Source organism: Alkalispirochaeta alkalica DSM 8900 (genome assembly GCF_000373545.1).
In the GTDB taxonomy this organism is placed as follows: Bacteria; Spirochaetota; Spirochaetia; order DSM-27196; family Alkalispirochaetaceae; genus Alkalispirochaeta; species Alkalispirochaeta alkalica.
The window spans coordinates 1-16,185 of sequence record NZ_KB891713.1; the positions used below are offsets into that span (position 1 = coordinate 1).

A 16,185-nucleotide genomic window follows, 5' to 3' on the forward strand; every position below is an offset into this window, starting at 1 on the left:
GTTCCCGGGATTTTTCCCGGAAACAGTGAGCATAAGGCTGCCCTGATGTGTATAATTATTCCATGGAGCGCCCCCACAGACCCGCCGCAGTGACGTTCCTCTGGCTTCTCCTCCTCCCGGTTGTCTCGCTTTTTCCTGCACCGGAGCAGTCAGGGGCCAGGCAGCTTCGTCTGGCGAGTTCGGAGTACCCCCCGTATTTCGGGGAGGAGCTCCCTAACCAGGGGGTCATCTCGGAGATCGTCCGTGAGGCCTATGCCCGGGCAGGCTACGAGGTGAAAATTACCTTCATGCCCTGGTCACGCAGCTGGGAAATGACCAGAGAGGGCGCCTTCGACGGGATGTTTGCCCTCTGGTACCGGGAAGAGCGGGAACGGTGGTTCGCCTTTTCTGATCCCCTGCTGCCGAATGAACTGGTTCTGTACAAACGGAGGGACACCCCCATCGTCTTCCATCATCTTGAGGACCTGCGGGGACACCGTATCGGGACCCATCAGGGCTACGCCAAACCCCTGAGATTTGTCCGGGCCCCGTACCTGAAAACGGAAGACGCCACAACCGATGAGATGAATCTGCGCAAGGTCTATCACAGGCGGGTTGACCTGATCGTGATAGACAGGGCCGTGGCACGCTACCTGATCACCAGGAAGTTCCCCGAATACCAGGACGAGCTGGAGGCGGTCGAGCCTGCCCTGGAGCACGAGTCGCAACACCTGGTGCTCTCCAGGCGCGTGGCGGACTATCAGGCCCGACTGGCCGATTTCAACGAGGGGCTCCGGCTCATCACAGAGGACGGGACGCTCGCGCGAATCCTGGAAGACCACGGCTTCTGATCCGCCGGAGTCGATCCTGTGCCGATCCGGTATCGATCAGATCCATTCCTCCGACTGAATCTCTCCTTCCAGGGAGAGGATGATCGCCTTGACGGGCACCCGTCGCTCGGCCTGGCTCGCCGCTGTCCGTGCGAGCGCGAGAAGTCCGCTACAGCAGGGAACCTCCATGATCAGAACGGTCAGCGTATTGATCCGCGACTCGTCGATCATCCGGAGGAGTTTCTCCAGATAGGACTGCTGTCCCTGGTCGAGCTTGGGGCAGGCGATCGCCAGGGCCTTCCCCTTCAGAAAATCGCCGTGGAAGTCGCCCGCAGCATAGGCCGTACAGTCCGCCGCCAGCAGGAGATCGGCCCCCCGAAGGTAGGGAGCTGCCGGGTTCAGCAGGTGAAGCTGGAGGGGCCACTGGCGAAGTTCGCTTGGCCGGGCCGGGTGGTTCGATGATTCGTCCCGTCCCTGCTGATCCCCTCCGGGGCTTCGCAACCTGCGGGCTGCAGCGCCCGGGCACCCGCCGCCGTGGTGGTGAGCGACCGTCTCCAGGGGCGGGGCATTGCCCGCCGGAGAGGGGGATTCTTCCAGGGGGTCGGGGATTTTTCGTTCTGCCAGGTACGCCCTGGCTTGCTGAAGGTACTCGTCCTGGCCGTGCTGGCGCAGGTGTTCCAGGTGAGCCCGGATCACCCCGGGGCCGCCGGCGGTGATCTTGTCCATCACCCGGGCCTCGTCGTAGGGTTCAGCCTCGCGCTTCTCGATGGTCATGGCCCCCGTGGGACAGTGCCCCACACAGGCACCGATCCCCTCGCACATGAGATCCGATATGAGCCGTGCCTTTCCGTCGATGATTTGCAGGGCACCCTGATGGCAATTGGGGACGCAGTTGCCACAGCCGACACAGAGGTCCTCGTCGATTTCGATGATTTCTCGTACCATGACCAGAGGATACCGCCAGTTCCCGCGTGCGGTCCGTAACCTGTGATACGGGAGGGCAAGATTGGTGAAAAATATTTTTGAGGCGATTCCCGAACGCTTCTGGACGCAGACGCCGCTCTTTCACGGTCTTGACGAGCCGGGCCGGAGGCAGGTGAGCCGAGCGTATCGATGGGCTCTGGCAAACTACCAGCCCGGGCAGTATCTGGCTGCCATGGGAGACCCGATGGACAGGCTCTTGCTCGTCGTCCGGGGAACGATCGCGGCCGAAGTGATCGCCCCCAGGGGGGTGCTGATTATCGAGACCCTGACCCAGGGTGCCCTGCTGGCGGGGCCGGTGCTCTTTACCAGGGACCCGCGGTTCCCCGTGCAGGTGCGCGTTGTCCAGGAGACGCAGATTCTCTCGTTACTCCGGGGCGAGGCGCTTCGCCTGCTCGGGGAAAACCCGGTGGTGCTGGAAAATTTTCTGCGCGAGGGCGGGGAGAGGATACTCTTCCTGGCCGAAAAGATCAGGCTTCTGCAGTTCGCCTCGATCCGGCAGAAGATCGCTGGCCACTTTCTGGAGCTTTCCCGGCGCCAGGGGGGCTGCGAGATCACCCTGGACTACACGCTGGAAAGGCTGGCCGATCTCTTTGGTGTTACCCGCCCGGCCCTCTCGCGCTGCCTGGGGCAGATGGTGGATGAGGGAAGCGTTACCCGGCGTGAGGGGAAGGGGTGCTTTCGCATATCCCCGTCGGGGCTCGAGGCGGTTCTGGAAGAGGACTGAGAGGCAAGGCCCCCCGAAGGGTCTGGAAGGGCGTGCTTACGAGGTACGCGAGAGTTTTGCCACCCTGCTGAACGAGCAGTTTTCCAGTCTCTCCCTGGTGGTGGAGACCCTTCTCCAGGACGACGTCCTTATCACCGCCTTTGCCGAGCGAAACCGGGAAGAGGTTGCCGCCCGGCACGCGGAGCTTTTTGACCGCATGGTGAACCACTTTGGTGTTGCCCAGTACCAGTTTCATCTTCCTCCGGCAACCAGTTTCTACCGCTTTCACGCCCCCAGGTTTTTGACGACGATCTGTCGGCATTTCGGGCAACCGTGGTCGAGGCAAATCATTCCCGGCAGCCCGTGGTGGGGGTTCGAATTGTATACCCCGTGTTTCGGGATGGCGCGCACCAGGGCAGCGTCGAGCTTTCCCAGGCTGCCGCAGCGGGGGAAGAGGCGCTGAAGGAGACGGTAGAAAATATGCGCGGTATTGCCGATCGGGTGTCCATCATCGATGACATCGCCCGCAACACCAACCTTCTGGCACTGAACGCAGCCATAGAAGCGGCCCGGGCGGAGGAGCTGGGCAAGGGCTTTGCCGTGGTGGCCGGGGAGCAACAGAGCGGGGTTTCCGAAATAACCCGGGCGATCGGCGAGCTGGATCAGGTGATTCAGCGTAACGCCGCCCACGACGAGGAGCTTTCCGGCACGGCCGAGTCGCTGGTAGATCAGTCCCGGGACCTGGCCGCCACGGTGAGGGTCTTCAAGCTTGGAGATCAGGACGACAGGTAGCCCCGCTCTGGTCTTCCCGGGGAGGGATTGCGGTATCTGATACGGGCCATCGGTATTTCTTCTGTGTAAAAATTGGGTGCTCAGAAAAGGGAAAAACAGAGCCTTTGTTGCCTCAATCGGTCTTTATTTTGCGTGTTGTTTGTCACCTTTCCACGTATCTGTATCCTGTCGACTTGTCTTTTAGAGATAAAGATATTCGATAAAACAACCCGGTAGAATCTTGAATTCTTGGGCTGATTATACGCCTGGAGGATTTTTCTTCCTCATTAGAAAAAAACAGTTGACAGCGCGCCAATGCTTGTTATAATACATCACATAACAACCTAATACATATTAGGACAAATTAAAGGTGGGTCATGATGGAATACACACATTCCGGGTTATTGGAGCAGGCAATCAACGCTGTTGTGGCACGGCAACCGAAAAGCGTTTTTTTCGTGGCGTGTGGTGGATCATTGGCGTACATGTACAACCAACAGTACATGCTGGATGTAGAAACCGATTTGCCCACGGCTGTGATCAACTCCAATGAATTTATTCACCGCAATCCTAAATTGCTTGGTGAAAATTCGTTGGTGATTACGTGTAGCCACTCCGGTGATACTCCGGAGACTGTGGCAGCTACGAAATTTGCACGGGAAAGAGGAGCCCTGACTGTTGCATACACACATCGGGCCGATTCCCCCTTGTGGAAATCTGCTGATTTCGCACTTCATTATGACTGGGGCGAGGGTAGTGATGCCTACGAGAATCGGTCTGGTATGGCATTGCGTTTCATTTTCGGTTTCTTGAACGCTTTTAAACCGGGTTCTACCTATCAGCACGCACTGGATTCTGTAAAAAATCTGGGAGATATCTTTGACGCCAACATAACAAAGTTTAAGGACCGCGCTGACCATTTCGGAAAGATTCACAAGCGTGATTCCATTATCTATACCTTGGGCTCCGGTCCGATATATGGTGATGCGTATTCTTTCACAGCGTGTCTTCTCCAGGAGATGCTCTGGGTTCATTCCAACGCCATCCATTCGGGTGAGTTCTTTCATGGTCCATTCGAGATTACAGATTTCGATGTTCCCTTCCTTTTGACCAAAACATATGGGCAGATGCGCCCGTTAGACGAGCGTGCTCATGCTTTTCTGGAAAAATACAGCGAACGGTTGACGATTATAGATGCGCAGGAATTTGATTGGGGCGGTATCAAGGAAGAGGTGAGGCAGTTCTTTGCCGCTCCGATCTTCGGCGCGGTCCTTAGGGCCTATGCCGAGCAATTATCGTTCCATCGAGGGCATCCTTTATCGGTGCGTCGTTACATGTGGAGAGTTGAGTATTAAAAGCGGTGTCAGAAATTTTGTGGAGGTGTCTTATGGCAAAACGGAGTGCTACGGTGCTGTTGCTCCTGGTGACGGCTCTGGTTTCAGTGACGGCGGGCGGCCTTTCCGAAGCGAAAAGTAACGACGTTGTCACGTTACAGTTTTTTCACCGCTGGCCTATGGAGCCACGGTTTAGCTACTTCAATGAAGTAGTAGCGGAGTTCGAGCGACTTAATCCCGACATTCGGATTGAGATGGACATGGTGGAGAATGAAAGTTACAAGGAGAAAATCCGCGTTCTCATTAGTTCTAATGATATGCCCGACGTCTTCACTTCATGGTCTGATAGCTTCGCGCTTAATCTGGCTCGTTCCGGCAGGGTGAGGTCGCTGAACGCAATACTTGAACGTAATCCGGAGTTCGCTCAATCGTTTATCCAGTCACAGCTCGAGCCATTCACATTTGACGGTATTACGTATGGTTTACCACTCACCATTGACGGCAAGGTATTGGTCTACAACCTCTCCATGTGGCAAGAGGCTGGTATTGCTCAAGAACCGCGTACATTCGATGAGCTCATCACGGTGCTCGATCGATTGAAATCAGCTGGTCACGAGACGCCAATTCTTGAAGGTTTGGCCAATCCATGGGCTATCTCGCATTTCCTTGGAACACTCTTTCAGCGCTACATTCCTGCAGACGTGCTGGCACGTGACTACAATGAGGCAACAGGTGAATTCACTCACCCGGGCTACCGTACGGCGATTGAGTATTTCATGCAGTTAGTGGGGTATATGGGGCCCTCAGCTACCTCACTAACTCACACCGAAGTTCGCAACCTCTTCATCGCAGGTCGTTTGCCAATGATGTACATGCAGTTTGCAGAGTTCGGATTTGTCCATGCCGATCCAAGTTCTCCTGCCTATGGCTTCTTCAATTTTCCTGGTATTTGTGGGGGACACGGAGATTTTTCGCTACTGACTGGTGCGCCTGAGGGGTTGATGATGTCCGAGACATCACGCTATCCGGAAGAGGCTGAGAGATTCGTGAAGTTCCTGCTCTCGCAGGAGAACGCTGCAAAATTTGTGGAGCAGGTTGGTGCTCCTGTTGCAGTAGTTGGAGCAGTTCGTGAAGAAAACTCATATCCCACCTTGATGCAGGCGACCGAGATGATCAAATCATCGAGTGGTAGTGTTCCTTGGCTTGATAACGCCATGAATATCCGTGTTGCGGATGCGTTCATGCGCGGTGTTCAATCGGTTGCGTCGGGCGATATGACGATCGACCAGGTTTTGAACAGTGTTCAAGCAGCGGCTCGTATGGTGCGTGCAGAAGCATCTCAAAAATAGCCTTGTTCAAAAGGCATCGATCCCGGGGTAGCGGGTTTGCCGCTTCCTTGGGATTCCGTTTTTGGAGGTACCAGAAGATGAAATCAAGTTGTCGGGGTTCTTCGCTGGAGCCTCTCTTATTTACTCTGCCGTGCATCGTGATGCTCGGGGTTTTCGTTTATCTTCCGCTTATCCAGAACTTTTACTTTAGTCTTTACAGCTTTTCTGCGTTCTCACCCAATAAGCTATTTATTGGTTTAGAGAACTACAGGTTGTTGGTTGATGATCCGGTGGTTCGCACGGCGTTGATAAATAACGTGCGCTATGCGGTGATCTCCGTCCTTATTCAGGTCTGTTTCGGGCTGGTTCTGGCGGCTATTCTGGAGGACAAGAGCTTTAAACGAGTTGGACCGTTCTTTCGGACTGTTTTTTTCATGCCGGTGCTAATGTCGATTTCCGTTGTGTGTTTGCTCTTTGGGTTTATCTACCATCCTATTGATGGGCTTCTGAACCAGTTCTTGGAGATAGTTGGTCTTCCGTTTCTACAACGCCCGTGGCTCGGTTCTGCGCGCACCGCAATCTGGGCTACGATTGCTGTCTCGCAGTGGCACAGCACCGGTTACATCATGATGCTCTTTCTCGTTTCCATACAGAAAATTCCTGAAGAACTCTACGAAGCGTGTGAGTTAGATGGTGCGCACAAAATTACCCGTTTTCGCGTAGTCACGCTGCCACACGTGAAAGAGATTTTCTTTGTTGCATCAGTTATTACTGTAACTGGCTCGTTCATGGTTTTTAGCGAGCCTTACATTCTCACGCGTGGTGGCGGGCCAGGTACCAGCTCAATCACGATGGCCGTTTATCTATATCAATCCGGTTTCTTCCGGGACATGATGGGGTATGCCTCGACGCTAGCAATCGTAATATTCGTTATTTCTGTTGTTCTGGCAGTTTTCCAGGCGATGGTCTTTCGAACGGGAAAGGAATAAAGCATGAGAACGGCTATTCTACCGGTGCTGTTGTCGCACCGCAGAGTCCGCAACCCGCTGAGTGCGGCCCAAGTGGTCTTGTTTCTGTGTCTGTGCATCGGGTTCGTGATGATTGCCTATCCAATGTTCTGGATCATCATGTCCTCACTGAAAACCAGTAGAGAAATCACCACCGAGATCTGGAGCCTGCCCACAACGCCGCTGTGGAGGAATTATGTAATAGCCTGGCGGAGCGGGATTTCGCAATACTTCCTGAACAGTATGATCGTGACTATCAGTACGATTCTCGGAGTGATCGTAGTTGCGTCTTTAGCCGGGTATGGTTTGTCAAGGTATCGCATGCTATGGACCAACCTTGTTCTCATTCCGATCATGGGTGGCATGATGTTGAACCCGCAGGTTTGTCTGATTCCCCTGTACAGGATACTCACCAATCTGGGGATTCGTAACACGCTCTTGGCGCTCATCGTTCCCTACATCGCGTTTCGACTTCCCATGCATACGCTGATTATTCGCTCGTTCTTTCTTGCGATCCCTCGCGAAATTGAGGAATCAGCTCTCATGGATGGCTGTACAGGTTTCCAGATCTACGGCCATATCTTTGTGCCGATGTCCCGACCGATACTGGTGACCAGCGCTATTCTGACTTCATACTACGCATGGAACGAGTTTATGTTCGCCCTGATCTTTATCGATTCGAACAGATACCGCACTATTCCGGCGGGACTAATGAACTTTCGTGACGCTCTGCAAGTCGATTATGGGCCCCTATTGGCAGGAATGGTAATATCCGCGCTACCGATTATGATTTTCTTTATTTCGGTTCAAAAGTACTTCGTTCGTGGTCTGTTAGCCGGTTCAGTCAAAGGTTGATTCTGGAGGGAGCGGTCATGAAGATCATTTGCGTAGGCGACAACGTCGTTGACTGTTATCTTGATCAGCAGACATACTATCCTGGTGGAAACGCAATAAACGTGGCGGTGAACTGCCGGCGTTTTGGTGCCACTGAGGCAGCGTATATGGGAATCTTTGGTGATGATTCGGAGGCGGATCACATCAAGTGGGTACTCACACAGGAGGGTGTTAGCTATCACGGCTCGCGTGTGATTTCGGCGGCTTCGGGACATCCACAAGTAAGTCTGACTGCTGACGGGGATCGTGTTTTTATTGGTGGCCCCCAAGATACGGCGCAACACATTGTCCGTATTCGGTTGACGGGCCAGGACATCGCGTATATCAGGGGGTTCGATGTGTGTCACAGTTCCTGCTATTCGGGAATCGAACCAGAGCTTGCCAGTTTGTCAGAAGCAACAAATGTTTCATTCGACTTTTCGACACGTCATGAACCGGATTACATCGATCAGGTTGCACCGCATCTGAGATATGCCTTTTTCTCAGGTTCTCATTTGGAAATGGCTGAACTTGAAGAGATTGTCGAAACGTGCCATTCTTATAACGTCGAGGTAGTAGGAATTACCAGAGGAAGCGAAGGCGCTTTTTTTTCAAAAAGCGGTAAACATTTTATGCAGCCGGTCAAATCTGCTTTCAATATTGTGGATACTATGGGTGCCGGGGACAGTTTTATCGCGGCGTTTCTGACGCATTATGTTGACGGTGTTCCGATTACAGAAGCTTTAGACATTGCAGCTACAAAGGCGGCGTGGACATGCGGGTTTTTCGGCGGAATCGGTTATCCACGTCCTTTTGAGGGGTAGGTTAAGAAGTAGGTAATATATGCTGGATGTTTCCGTTGGTACTCCATTATATGAGCAACTTAAGCAGGCTCTGCTTGCAAACATTCTACAGGAAGTCTATCCGTACGGGCAGCGGTTGCCGAGCGAGGCAGAGCTCTCTGACCAATACAAAGTCAGTCGCATTACTGTGCGCCGTGCGGTAGCCGAGCTGATAGCCGAAGGATATTTGACGTCACAGCAGGGAAAAGGCACGTTTGTAAAATACAAGCGGGAAGAAATGCAGTTTCGTTCTTTTGGGGGGTTTACCGAGTGGTTGAAAGATGGGCCAGCGGATAAGCGTAGCATTGTTCTCAGCAAGAATTTCATTGGGGCTGATGCGATGCTTGCAGCAAAGCTCCACGTACCTGTTGGGGAACGCCTTCTGCAGGTGCGCAGATTAATGTACACGGATCATCGTCCGCATCTGCTGGACAGGGCATTCTTTATTGATCGCCTCTATCCGGGGATCGAAGATCTGATTTTTGATGACGTTTCTACTTTTGAGTTAATGTGGCATACGTATCATCAGGTATTTGTTCGGGCAGATAAGACTCTTGGGGCGGTACGGGCGGGCATCGAGGAAGCGGAACACCTGGGGTGTGTTCCTGGTGACCCGCTACTGTGGGTCACCAAGATCATCTACGGTCAGAAGGGTGTTCCCATCCACTATTCTAGTTATTATGTTCCCGCCGATTCCTGCGTATACACGTTGAGCGTTACAGGTGAGCAATCGGATCTGGAACTACGATATCCACAGCCGTAACAAGGCCTGAAGGGCCTGCTGGAAACGGCAAACTAAACTGATCAGCGCGGGGGAGGCCAGCGAAGGGCACCATAGGTTGCCTGTCCACTATGGAGGTAGCACATGTTACCCCGGATGATTTCATTTCTGGTCTCGCTCTGGTAACTCAAGCGACTTGTAAGATGAAGTAGTGTTCTCTCTTGCAAATGAATACTGCCTGCTGAATGAGTCAAGTATTGAGAGGATATCAGACCGGAGATATGCTTCAGCTTGCGCCATATTACCATCTCGCAAGGCTTGATATATGGGAACATGAGAGCTGGAATTGTAATTAAGATAGGATTTTGGATCAGATTTCCAGAACAGTTGGGTTACTGCCCTCCATAATAGATGAATAGTCCGCTTCAAAGAATCAGTCAACAAAGAATTGTTCGCAATAGAATTTATCTTTAGATGGAATTTTTCGTTGTTGTCCCACCACTCTTCGAGACTGACAATCTTTCCTTTATTTATATAATCTGTGCTTTCTGTCATTATCCGCAACTCTTCCAGGTTGTCTTCGTTTATATTGTCCGCAGCAAGCTTCAATCCCTCAATCTCAAGAATCAGCCTGAACTGGGTAGCTTCCCTGATGTCTCGTTCAGTGAGCTGTATAATTTGGTATCCGGAGCGCGGTATGTTTCGGATGACCCCTTCATTGCAGAGTTCGATCAGAGCTTCGCGAACAGGAGCTTTGCTTACACCAAACTCCTTGGCAAGGACGCCTTCCTTGAGGAATTCCTGCATTGAAAATTTGTTTTTTATAATACGCGCAAGCAGTTCGTCATGAATCTTTTCTTTTAGTGTAGTTCTACCCATGTGATTCTCGCATCCTTTGGTACTGTTTCAATTGTCGTTTCACAGTACGACAGATACTAGCAAAAATCAAGTTTAGTATTGACAGATGCCATGATTCAAAACATAATTCTGATATGATTAGTGATATGCGTAGATGGGGGTGGTTGTGACGAAAAAGCAAAGGATCGATACAGCAATTCGGGGAGGGAAGGTAGATCATGTTCCGGTGATTTTTTCTCTCCACTTTCCGGAATCTGATCACCGGGGTAAGCAGGCTATTGAGGCCCACAGAAATTTCTATAAAGCGACTGATGTTGATGCCGTCAAAGTAATGAATGAAAATTTGTTCCGTACAGATGTTGCCATACGAACCCCTGAGGATTGGCGCTCTGTTAGGCCGATTACGGGAAAAGAGTCTTATGTGCAGGATCAGTTGGATATCGTGAAAGCATTGGCCGACGAAATCGGTCATGAGGCGTATCTCTATACAACCATACACGGAATCTTTGCCTCTGCCTTTCATGCTACTGGTGATAGTGATGACAAGCTGGCGAGAAATGATAAATTAACGGCTCATTTGAAAGAATCGCCAGAGATAATGATTTCAGCACTCAAAAATATTGCTGAAGGAATTGCTATCTTCACGCAACTCTGCATTGAAGCTGGATCACATGGCATATACTATGCAGCATTGGGGGCAGAAAAATACCGTTTTTCAAAAGAGATGTTCAACGATTTTATTAAGCCTAATGATCTGCTTATACTCGATTCTGCTGCAAATGCATCTGCAGGNGTGGTTCTTCACATGTGTAAAGATAGTTTGAATATAGATATGTATAAAGATTATCCTGTAGAAATCGTAAACTGGGCAGTTCATGAAAATAATCCCGCTTTGTCGGAAGGAAGGCGTATTTTCCCTCAGACCATTCTTGGCGGATTTGATGACAGGGAAGGAGAATTGGTGCATGGATCCTCTGCCCAGATAGCAGAAAAGGTTTCTCGATTGATTGCTGAGATGGGGAGTGAGAAGTTTATTGTCGGTGCTGATTGTACCCTGCCTACAGAAATTGAGTACTCAAGAGTCAGAGGTGTTGTTGATGCGGTGAGATCTATTTAGATAGATATTTTGAAAAAGGAGCTTGATATGAAATTTTTTAGAATTTGCTTAATTTTTGCGTTGGTATTTTCTGCCCTTCCTGTTTTTGGTCACGGGGGACGAGAGGCGGAAATTGTGGATGGAACTTATCCTCCAGGGACGATGTTACTGTATGGATATGGCCAGCCGCAGTATTGGTTGCAGTTTTTTACTAACTACCTCGAAGATAACCCAAATGTGGGTCCAGGGGTACGGATCCAAATGGTTCAGACAGAAGGCGAGGCGGATGCCCGGCAGAAGGCTCAAATGTCTTTCACCGCCGGAGCCTATAGTGAAATGCCCGATGCTGTTCAAACAAGCCCTGTTAGTATGCAGGTAATGGCAGAGGGAGGGATGCTGGAAGATCTGACTGATTTTATCAGGCCCATGCAGGATCTGTTTATTCCAGGAACATTTGATCAGGTAACGTACAAAGGAAGAATCTATGGTCTTCCGGAAAGTCTAAGGCCGCAGTTATTGTTCTACAACCTGGATTTGTTTCAAGAATATGGTGTTGACCCGGAGATGATGGATACAGTTGAAGGATATATTGAAGCAGGGAGACTTCTCAAAGAAAGAAGTGACGGGGAAGTCTATTTGTCATATGTAGATCCTGGTTCTTTTACTTGGCGATATTATGGGCGCCGGGGGTTTATGCCTCAGGCTAATGCGAAAATTTGGGATGATGATGGAAATGTTGTGATCGATACGGATCAGGGGGCTCGAAGGGCATTTGAAACTATTGCCACTTTAATGGAAGAAGAGCTTTTGTTAGAGGTGAACATGTTTTCTCCTCCGCTCTATGAAGCAACACGAAATGGAAAAATTGCAACATATTACATGGGCGCATTTTGGGATGAGTTCATGCGAGCGAACTTGCAAGACATGTCCGGTTCTTGGAGAGCAATGCCGGCACCGGTATATTGTGATATTGGGTTGAGAGGTGCCCCGGTAATCGGTTTATACAGTATAACAAAAAAGCCTGGATCAGTATATGGGGAGTTATATAAAGAAATTTGGACCGATTATCACTTTAATCCCGAGTCGAGAAAAAGATGGACTGATAGAATGGCTGATCAGAATGCTCCCTATTTTGTCCCAATAACTCTTGAGATGCTGGATGATCCCTATTGGCGGGAAAGTTCCTCATTTTATGGAGGACAATCATTTAGAGAAATGGAAATAATTGGGCTATCTGGTTCTGCAGAGAATATGCGTGTCACAAAGGATGATGCTGAAGCAGATATGTTGATATCAGCTGAACTCGAACTATATATTGCTGGTGATCAGACGATGGAGCAGGCAATCTCAAATATGGGGAAAGTTCTGCGACTGCAAATTGGTTCAACTGATCCAAAATAAATAAAACAGCTCCATGCTCCCGTGAAATCAACGGGAGCATGTGAATTAATGGAGGTCCTGCTTTGGCTAATCAATTCGCGAATACCGTAGCTCGAATAAAAAAGTATTGGAGCTGCTATGTATTTATAGCTCCATTTTTCTTGTTGTTCTTTGTTTTTCAGTTTTTCCCAATATTGTGGTCTTTTTGGTTGAGTTTCAGGAAATGGAATGGTCTGGGTCCGGCAGAATTTGTTGGTTTGCAGAATTATATCCATCTTCTTACTGACCGCATGTTCCTGAATGCTCTGGGGAATACTGCTATCTATTGGGCAAGTGGAATTCTGATAATGATCCCAATCGCATTGGTGATTGCTGGATTATTAAATTACAGAATGCTTTTCGGCAGAAATTTCTATAAGACCATAACGTTCCTCCCTTACATTACTGCCACAGTAGCAGTCGGATTAATTTTCGGAATCATGTTTGATTACAACTCTGGATTGATTAACCAAATAATCGCGAGATTTGGAGGAGATCCTTTAAGATGGTTAAATAGCACCAAATATTCAAAAATACCTGTCATTTCATTATTTATATGGAGATTGACTCCCTGGTTTACTATGATTCTTTATACAGGATTGTTGAATATTCCCCTAGAGCTTTATGAAGCGGCAACAATTGATGGTGCAAATATACTGCAAAAGTTCAGAAAGATAACTGTTCCATCGCTTAGTCATATACTATTGTTTTGTTTTATTACAGTTTCAGTTGAATCTTGGAAGATTTTTTCTGAACCCTACATCTTGACGCGTGGAGGGCCTGGATCGTCTTCTCTTTCGATTTTCCAGTATTTGTATGTTAACGGATTTACAATTTTCAAATTGGGGTATGCGTCAGCAATAGGATATGTATTGACATTCATTCTTTTTGCGGTCTCTGCCATGCAGTTCAGATTGATGAATAAATGGGTAAAGAATTAATATGAAAAGTAGAAAACCAAATATAATTCACTTTAATTTTGCTTCAATATCTGTGCATTCGACGTTGATGCTTGTGTCGCTTATTGCAATTTTCCCAGTATTTTGGATGGTTCTGACTTCGCTTAAGCCTCCTGGTGAAAGCTTTAGTACTATTTCATCAATGTTCACGAGAAATCCAACTATTAGCAATTACTTGTCTGTTTCGAATCTTGTTCCAATTTATAGAAATTTTTTTAATAGTGTGTTTGTAAGTTTCTTTGGTACAATTGCTACTGTATTTTTCTGCTCGCTTGCAGGGTTTTCTTTTGCAAAATTTGATTTTCCGGGAAGAAATGCTCTTTTTATGGTTCTGCTGGCGACGATGATTATTCCCCCTGAGGCAAGTGTTATTCCGGTTTTTATTATCATGAGAAATCTTGGATGGATAAATAATCTGCTGTCGCTTATTGTTCCGAGAGCTGCTACCGCAGTAGGGATATTTTATATGCGACAGTATATTAATGATTTTCCGGATGAGCTGATGGAGCAAGCTCGAATCGATGGATGTAATAACTTTAAGATTTACTGGCGAATTTTGATACCAGTAATAATTCCAGCCATATCCGCTTGGGCCTCGCTTGCATTGGTAAACCGGTGGAATGATTTCTTTTGGCCGTTGATTTTCATGCGCTCGAGAGAAATGTTTACCCTGATGGTCTCCATTTCGTTACTGCCGGTCAGCGAGGGATTATCGACTCCATGGCCGGTAATAATGGCAGGATCATCTATAGCGGTATTACCGCTGGTAATCATGTATATAGTGCTATCCCGATTTCACTTGCGAGAGCTTACGTCAGGAGCGGTAAAGGGTTAATTCATGGAAAATGCGAGATTTATAAATGTTCTAAGAAAAGAACTCATACCCGCTGTGGGTTGTACAGAACCTGCAGCTGTGGCACTTGCTGTTGCAACTGCAGTATCCCATATGAGGGGAGATATTGGACGAATAGATGTTGCTGTCAGCAGGAATATTTTAAAAAACGGTCTTCATGTAGGTATTCCTGGCACATCTGTGAAAGGGTTGCTGGCGGCGGCAGCCTTAGGATGTATTTGTGGTGATGTTGGCGCAGGACTTGAAGTCCTCCATCGCGTGAACGAGGACCATATCAGATGTGCAGAGATGCTGATGGAGAAGGATATAATCACTATCTCCTTGGATGATGAGCACCATGGGGTCTATGCTCGGGCAGAGGTTACCGATGGAAGTTGTACTGCTGTGGCAAGTGTTGATAGAGATCACGGAAAAGTTTCCTATGTTGAAGTAGACGGGCAATGCATCAGGACTGGAAAAAAAAACAAAGAGATTGAAGAGGAAAAATGTTTAGATTTAAAAGGAGTGACTCTGGAAGATATTCTCCATTTTTCCAAAACTGTGCCGATTGAACATATCATGTTTGTCTATGACTCGATAAAATCAAATAAAAAAGTTGCAGAAGCTGGTTTTTCAAACACTTTTGGTTTAAATATTGGCAAATTGCTTATAGAACTACTCGGTGAAGAAGAGGAACCGTCTTCCTTAAATCTCAACAGTATTAGTCGAGCAGCAGCCTATGCGGCAGCTGCTTCAGATGCGCGAATGGCTGGCTGTAGCCTCACCGTTATTACAAACTCCGGCAGCGGAAACCAGGGAATTACCGCTTCTCTTCCGGTTTTCAGCATTGCGGAGGATCTGCAGATAGAGGAAGAGCGTCTTGTTCGAGCACTTGCTTTGAGTCATCTTATTGCGGTGTACCATAAATCGTTTTCCGATAAACTGTCCGCTTTTTGCGGAGCTGTTACCGCTGCAGTAGGGGCAGGATGTGGAGTAACATTTTTGCTCGGAGGAGGATTGAAGGAAATTGAACATACGGTAAATACTTCCTTAGCAGGAATATCGGGAATGATATGCGATGGTGCTAAATCAAGTTGCGCATTAAAAATAGCACTGTCTGTCCAGAATTCCTTGATTTCATCTGCTTTGTCTTTGAAAGGGATAGGAATACGTCCAGGAGAAGGTATTGTGCAGAAACGGGCAGATGATACAATCCGAAAGGTTGGAATGCTTTCCAGGCAGGGCATGAGAAAAACTGATGAAGTTATTCTTGACATTATGCTTTCCGGCGACATGTAGTATAAGTGTTATCTGTCACCTGAGCTAATCTGGGGTAGCTCAGGTGAAAAATTTGGAGCACCTGGAAATGGCAACCCCTCTTGACCACTATATCGGCAAATAGCATTGACCACTTGGGGTACAACGTACCCGTTGTTGATACGGGTCTGCGGCATTAGCCGGAGACTGCTTCATCCATGTCAAATGCCCTGTGCTCAGCTGAAATTATTGGCGATAAAATTCTGCAGGCTTTCAGTGAACAGTTCTGGCCGCTCAACTATGACTGAATGTCCAACATCACTGATTATCTCGAGTTTTGATGATGCAAAGGCCGCAGCGGTTCTCTCAGCCATCTTTTCAGTAATAATTAT

The 16,185-nt window shown here is 48.7% G+C and carries 16 protein-coding genes; 14 read left to right on the top strand and 2 right to left on the bottom strand.

The genetic code is table 11. From position 1 onward, the window contains the following. The first annotated feature begins 62 nt into the window (after positions 1-62). Positions 63-830 carry a substrate-binding periplasmic protein gene (locus B071_RS16790; RefSeq protein ID WP_157703105.1) on the top strand — a complete coding sequence of 256 codons (768 nt, stop codon included), beginning with the start codon at positions 63-65 and terminating at the stop codon, positions 828-830. A 36-nt stretch (positions 831-866) separates the two neighbouring features. Here B071_RS16790 and B071_RS0108770 read toward each other — a convergent pair whose 3' ends face one another. Beyond that, positions 867-1,754 carry an ATP-binding protein gene (locus B071_RS0108770; protein WP_018526725.1) on the bottom strand — a complete coding sequence of 296 codons (888 nt, stop codon included), beginning with the start codon at positions 1,752-1,754 and terminating at the stop codon, positions 867-869. Positions 1,755-1,818: 64 nt separating this feature from the next. Between B071_RS0108770 and B071_RS0108775 the strand changes: the two genes are divergently transcribed. The 8 genes from B071_RS0108775 (at position 1,819) to B071_RS0108810 (ending at position 9,414) form a co-directional block, all read left to right on the top strand. Beyond that, entirely contained in the window at positions 1,819-2,517 is a 699-nt protein-coding gene (locus B071_RS0108775; RefSeq protein WP_245534071.1) for a Crp/Fnr family transcriptional regulator, read from the top strand. A 369-nt stretch (positions 2,518-2,886) separates the two neighbouring features. Beyond that, positions 2,887-3,288 carry a methyl-accepting chemotaxis protein gene (locus B071_RS20105; protein ID WP_438829668.1) on the top strand — a complete coding sequence of 134 codons (402 nt, stop codon included), beginning with the start codon at positions 2,887-2,889 and terminating at the stop codon, positions 3,286-3,288. Positions 3,289-3,644: 356 nt separating this feature from the next. Continuing rightward, on the top strand, positions 3,645-4,622 hold the full coding sequence (locus B071_RS0108785; RefSeq protein ID WP_018526728.1) for an SIS domain-containing protein: 978 nt from the start codon (positions 3,645-3,647) through the stop codon (positions 4,620-4,622). Between the two features lie 32 nt (positions 4,623-4,654). Then, positions 4,655-5,950, top strand: a complete 1,296-nt coding sequence (locus tag B071_RS0108790) for an ABC transporter substrate-binding protein (protein WP_026245106.1) — start codon at positions 4,655-4,657, stop codon at positions 5,948-5,950. Between the two features lie 77 nt (positions 5,951-6,027). After that, complete coding sequence (locus B071_RS0108795; protein ID WP_040587951.1) at positions 6,028-6,918, top strand: carbohydrate ABC transporter permease; 891 nt, start codon at positions 6,028-6,030, stop codon at positions 6,916-6,918. A 3-nt stretch (positions 6,919-6,921) separates the two neighbouring features. Beyond that, positions 6,922-7,791: a carbohydrate ABC transporter permease gene (locus tag B071_RS0108800; protein WP_018526731.1), complete on the top strand. Its 870-nt coding sequence runs from the start codon at positions 6,922-6,924 to the stop codon at positions 7,789-7,791. A 17-nt stretch (positions 7,792-7,808) separates the two neighbouring features. Beyond that, entirely contained in the window at positions 7,809-8,633 is an 825-nt protein-coding gene (locus B071_RS0108805; RefSeq protein ID WP_018526732.1) for a PfkB family carbohydrate kinase, read from the top strand. Positions 8,634-8,652: 19 nt separating this feature from the next. Beyond that, positions 8,653-9,414, top strand: coding sequence for a GntR family transcriptional regulator (locus tag B071_RS0108810; protein WP_018526733.1), 762 nt, complete (start codon positions 8,653-8,655; stop codon positions 9,412-9,414). 120 nt (positions 9,415-9,534) lie between these two features. On the opposite strand, the gene B071_RS16805 is transcribed toward B071_RS0108810, so the two are convergent. Further along, entirely contained in the window at positions 9,535-10,251 is a 717-nt protein-coding gene (locus B071_RS16805) for a GntR family transcriptional regulator (RefSeq protein WP_051075279.1), read from the bottom strand. Between the two features lie 310 nt (positions 10,252-10,561). On the opposite strand from B071_RS16805, the gene B071_RS0108820 reads away from it, so the two are divergent. The 5 genes from B071_RS0108820 (at position 10,562) to B071_RS19145 (ending at position 15,835) form a co-directional block, all read left to right on the top strand. After that, a complete protein-coding gene (locus B071_RS0108820) occupies positions 10,562-11,347 on the top strand; it encodes a uroporphyrinogen decarboxylase family protein (RefSeq protein ID WP_438829669.1) in 786 nt (261 codons plus the stop codon). 27 nt (positions 11,348-11,374) lie between these two features. After that, on the top strand, positions 11,375-12,727 hold the full coding sequence (locus B071_RS0108825; RefSeq protein WP_018526736.1) for an ABC transporter substrate-binding protein: 1,353 nt from the start codon (positions 11,375-11,377) through the stop codon (positions 12,725-12,727). Between the two features lie 62 nt (positions 12,728-12,789). Beyond that, positions 12,790-13,686: a carbohydrate ABC transporter permease gene (locus tag B071_RS19135; RefSeq protein WP_215730290.1), complete on the top strand. Its 897-nt coding sequence runs from the start codon at positions 12,790-12,792 to the stop codon at positions 13,684-13,686. A 1-nt stretch (position 13,687) separates the two neighbouring features. Further along, complete coding sequence (locus B071_RS19140; protein ID WP_083914731.1) at positions 13,688-14,539, top strand: carbohydrate ABC transporter permease; 852 nt, start codon at positions 13,688-13,690, stop codon at positions 14,537-14,539. 3 nt (positions 14,540-14,542) lie between these two features. Beyond that, positions 14,543-15,835 carry an L-cysteine desulfidase family protein gene (locus tag B071_RS19145; RefSeq protein WP_083914733.1) on the top strand — a complete coding sequence of 431 codons (1,293 nt, stop codon included), beginning with the start codon at positions 14,543-14,545 and terminating at the stop codon, positions 15,833-15,835. The last annotated feature ends 350 nt before the right edge of the window (positions 15,836-16,185 follow it).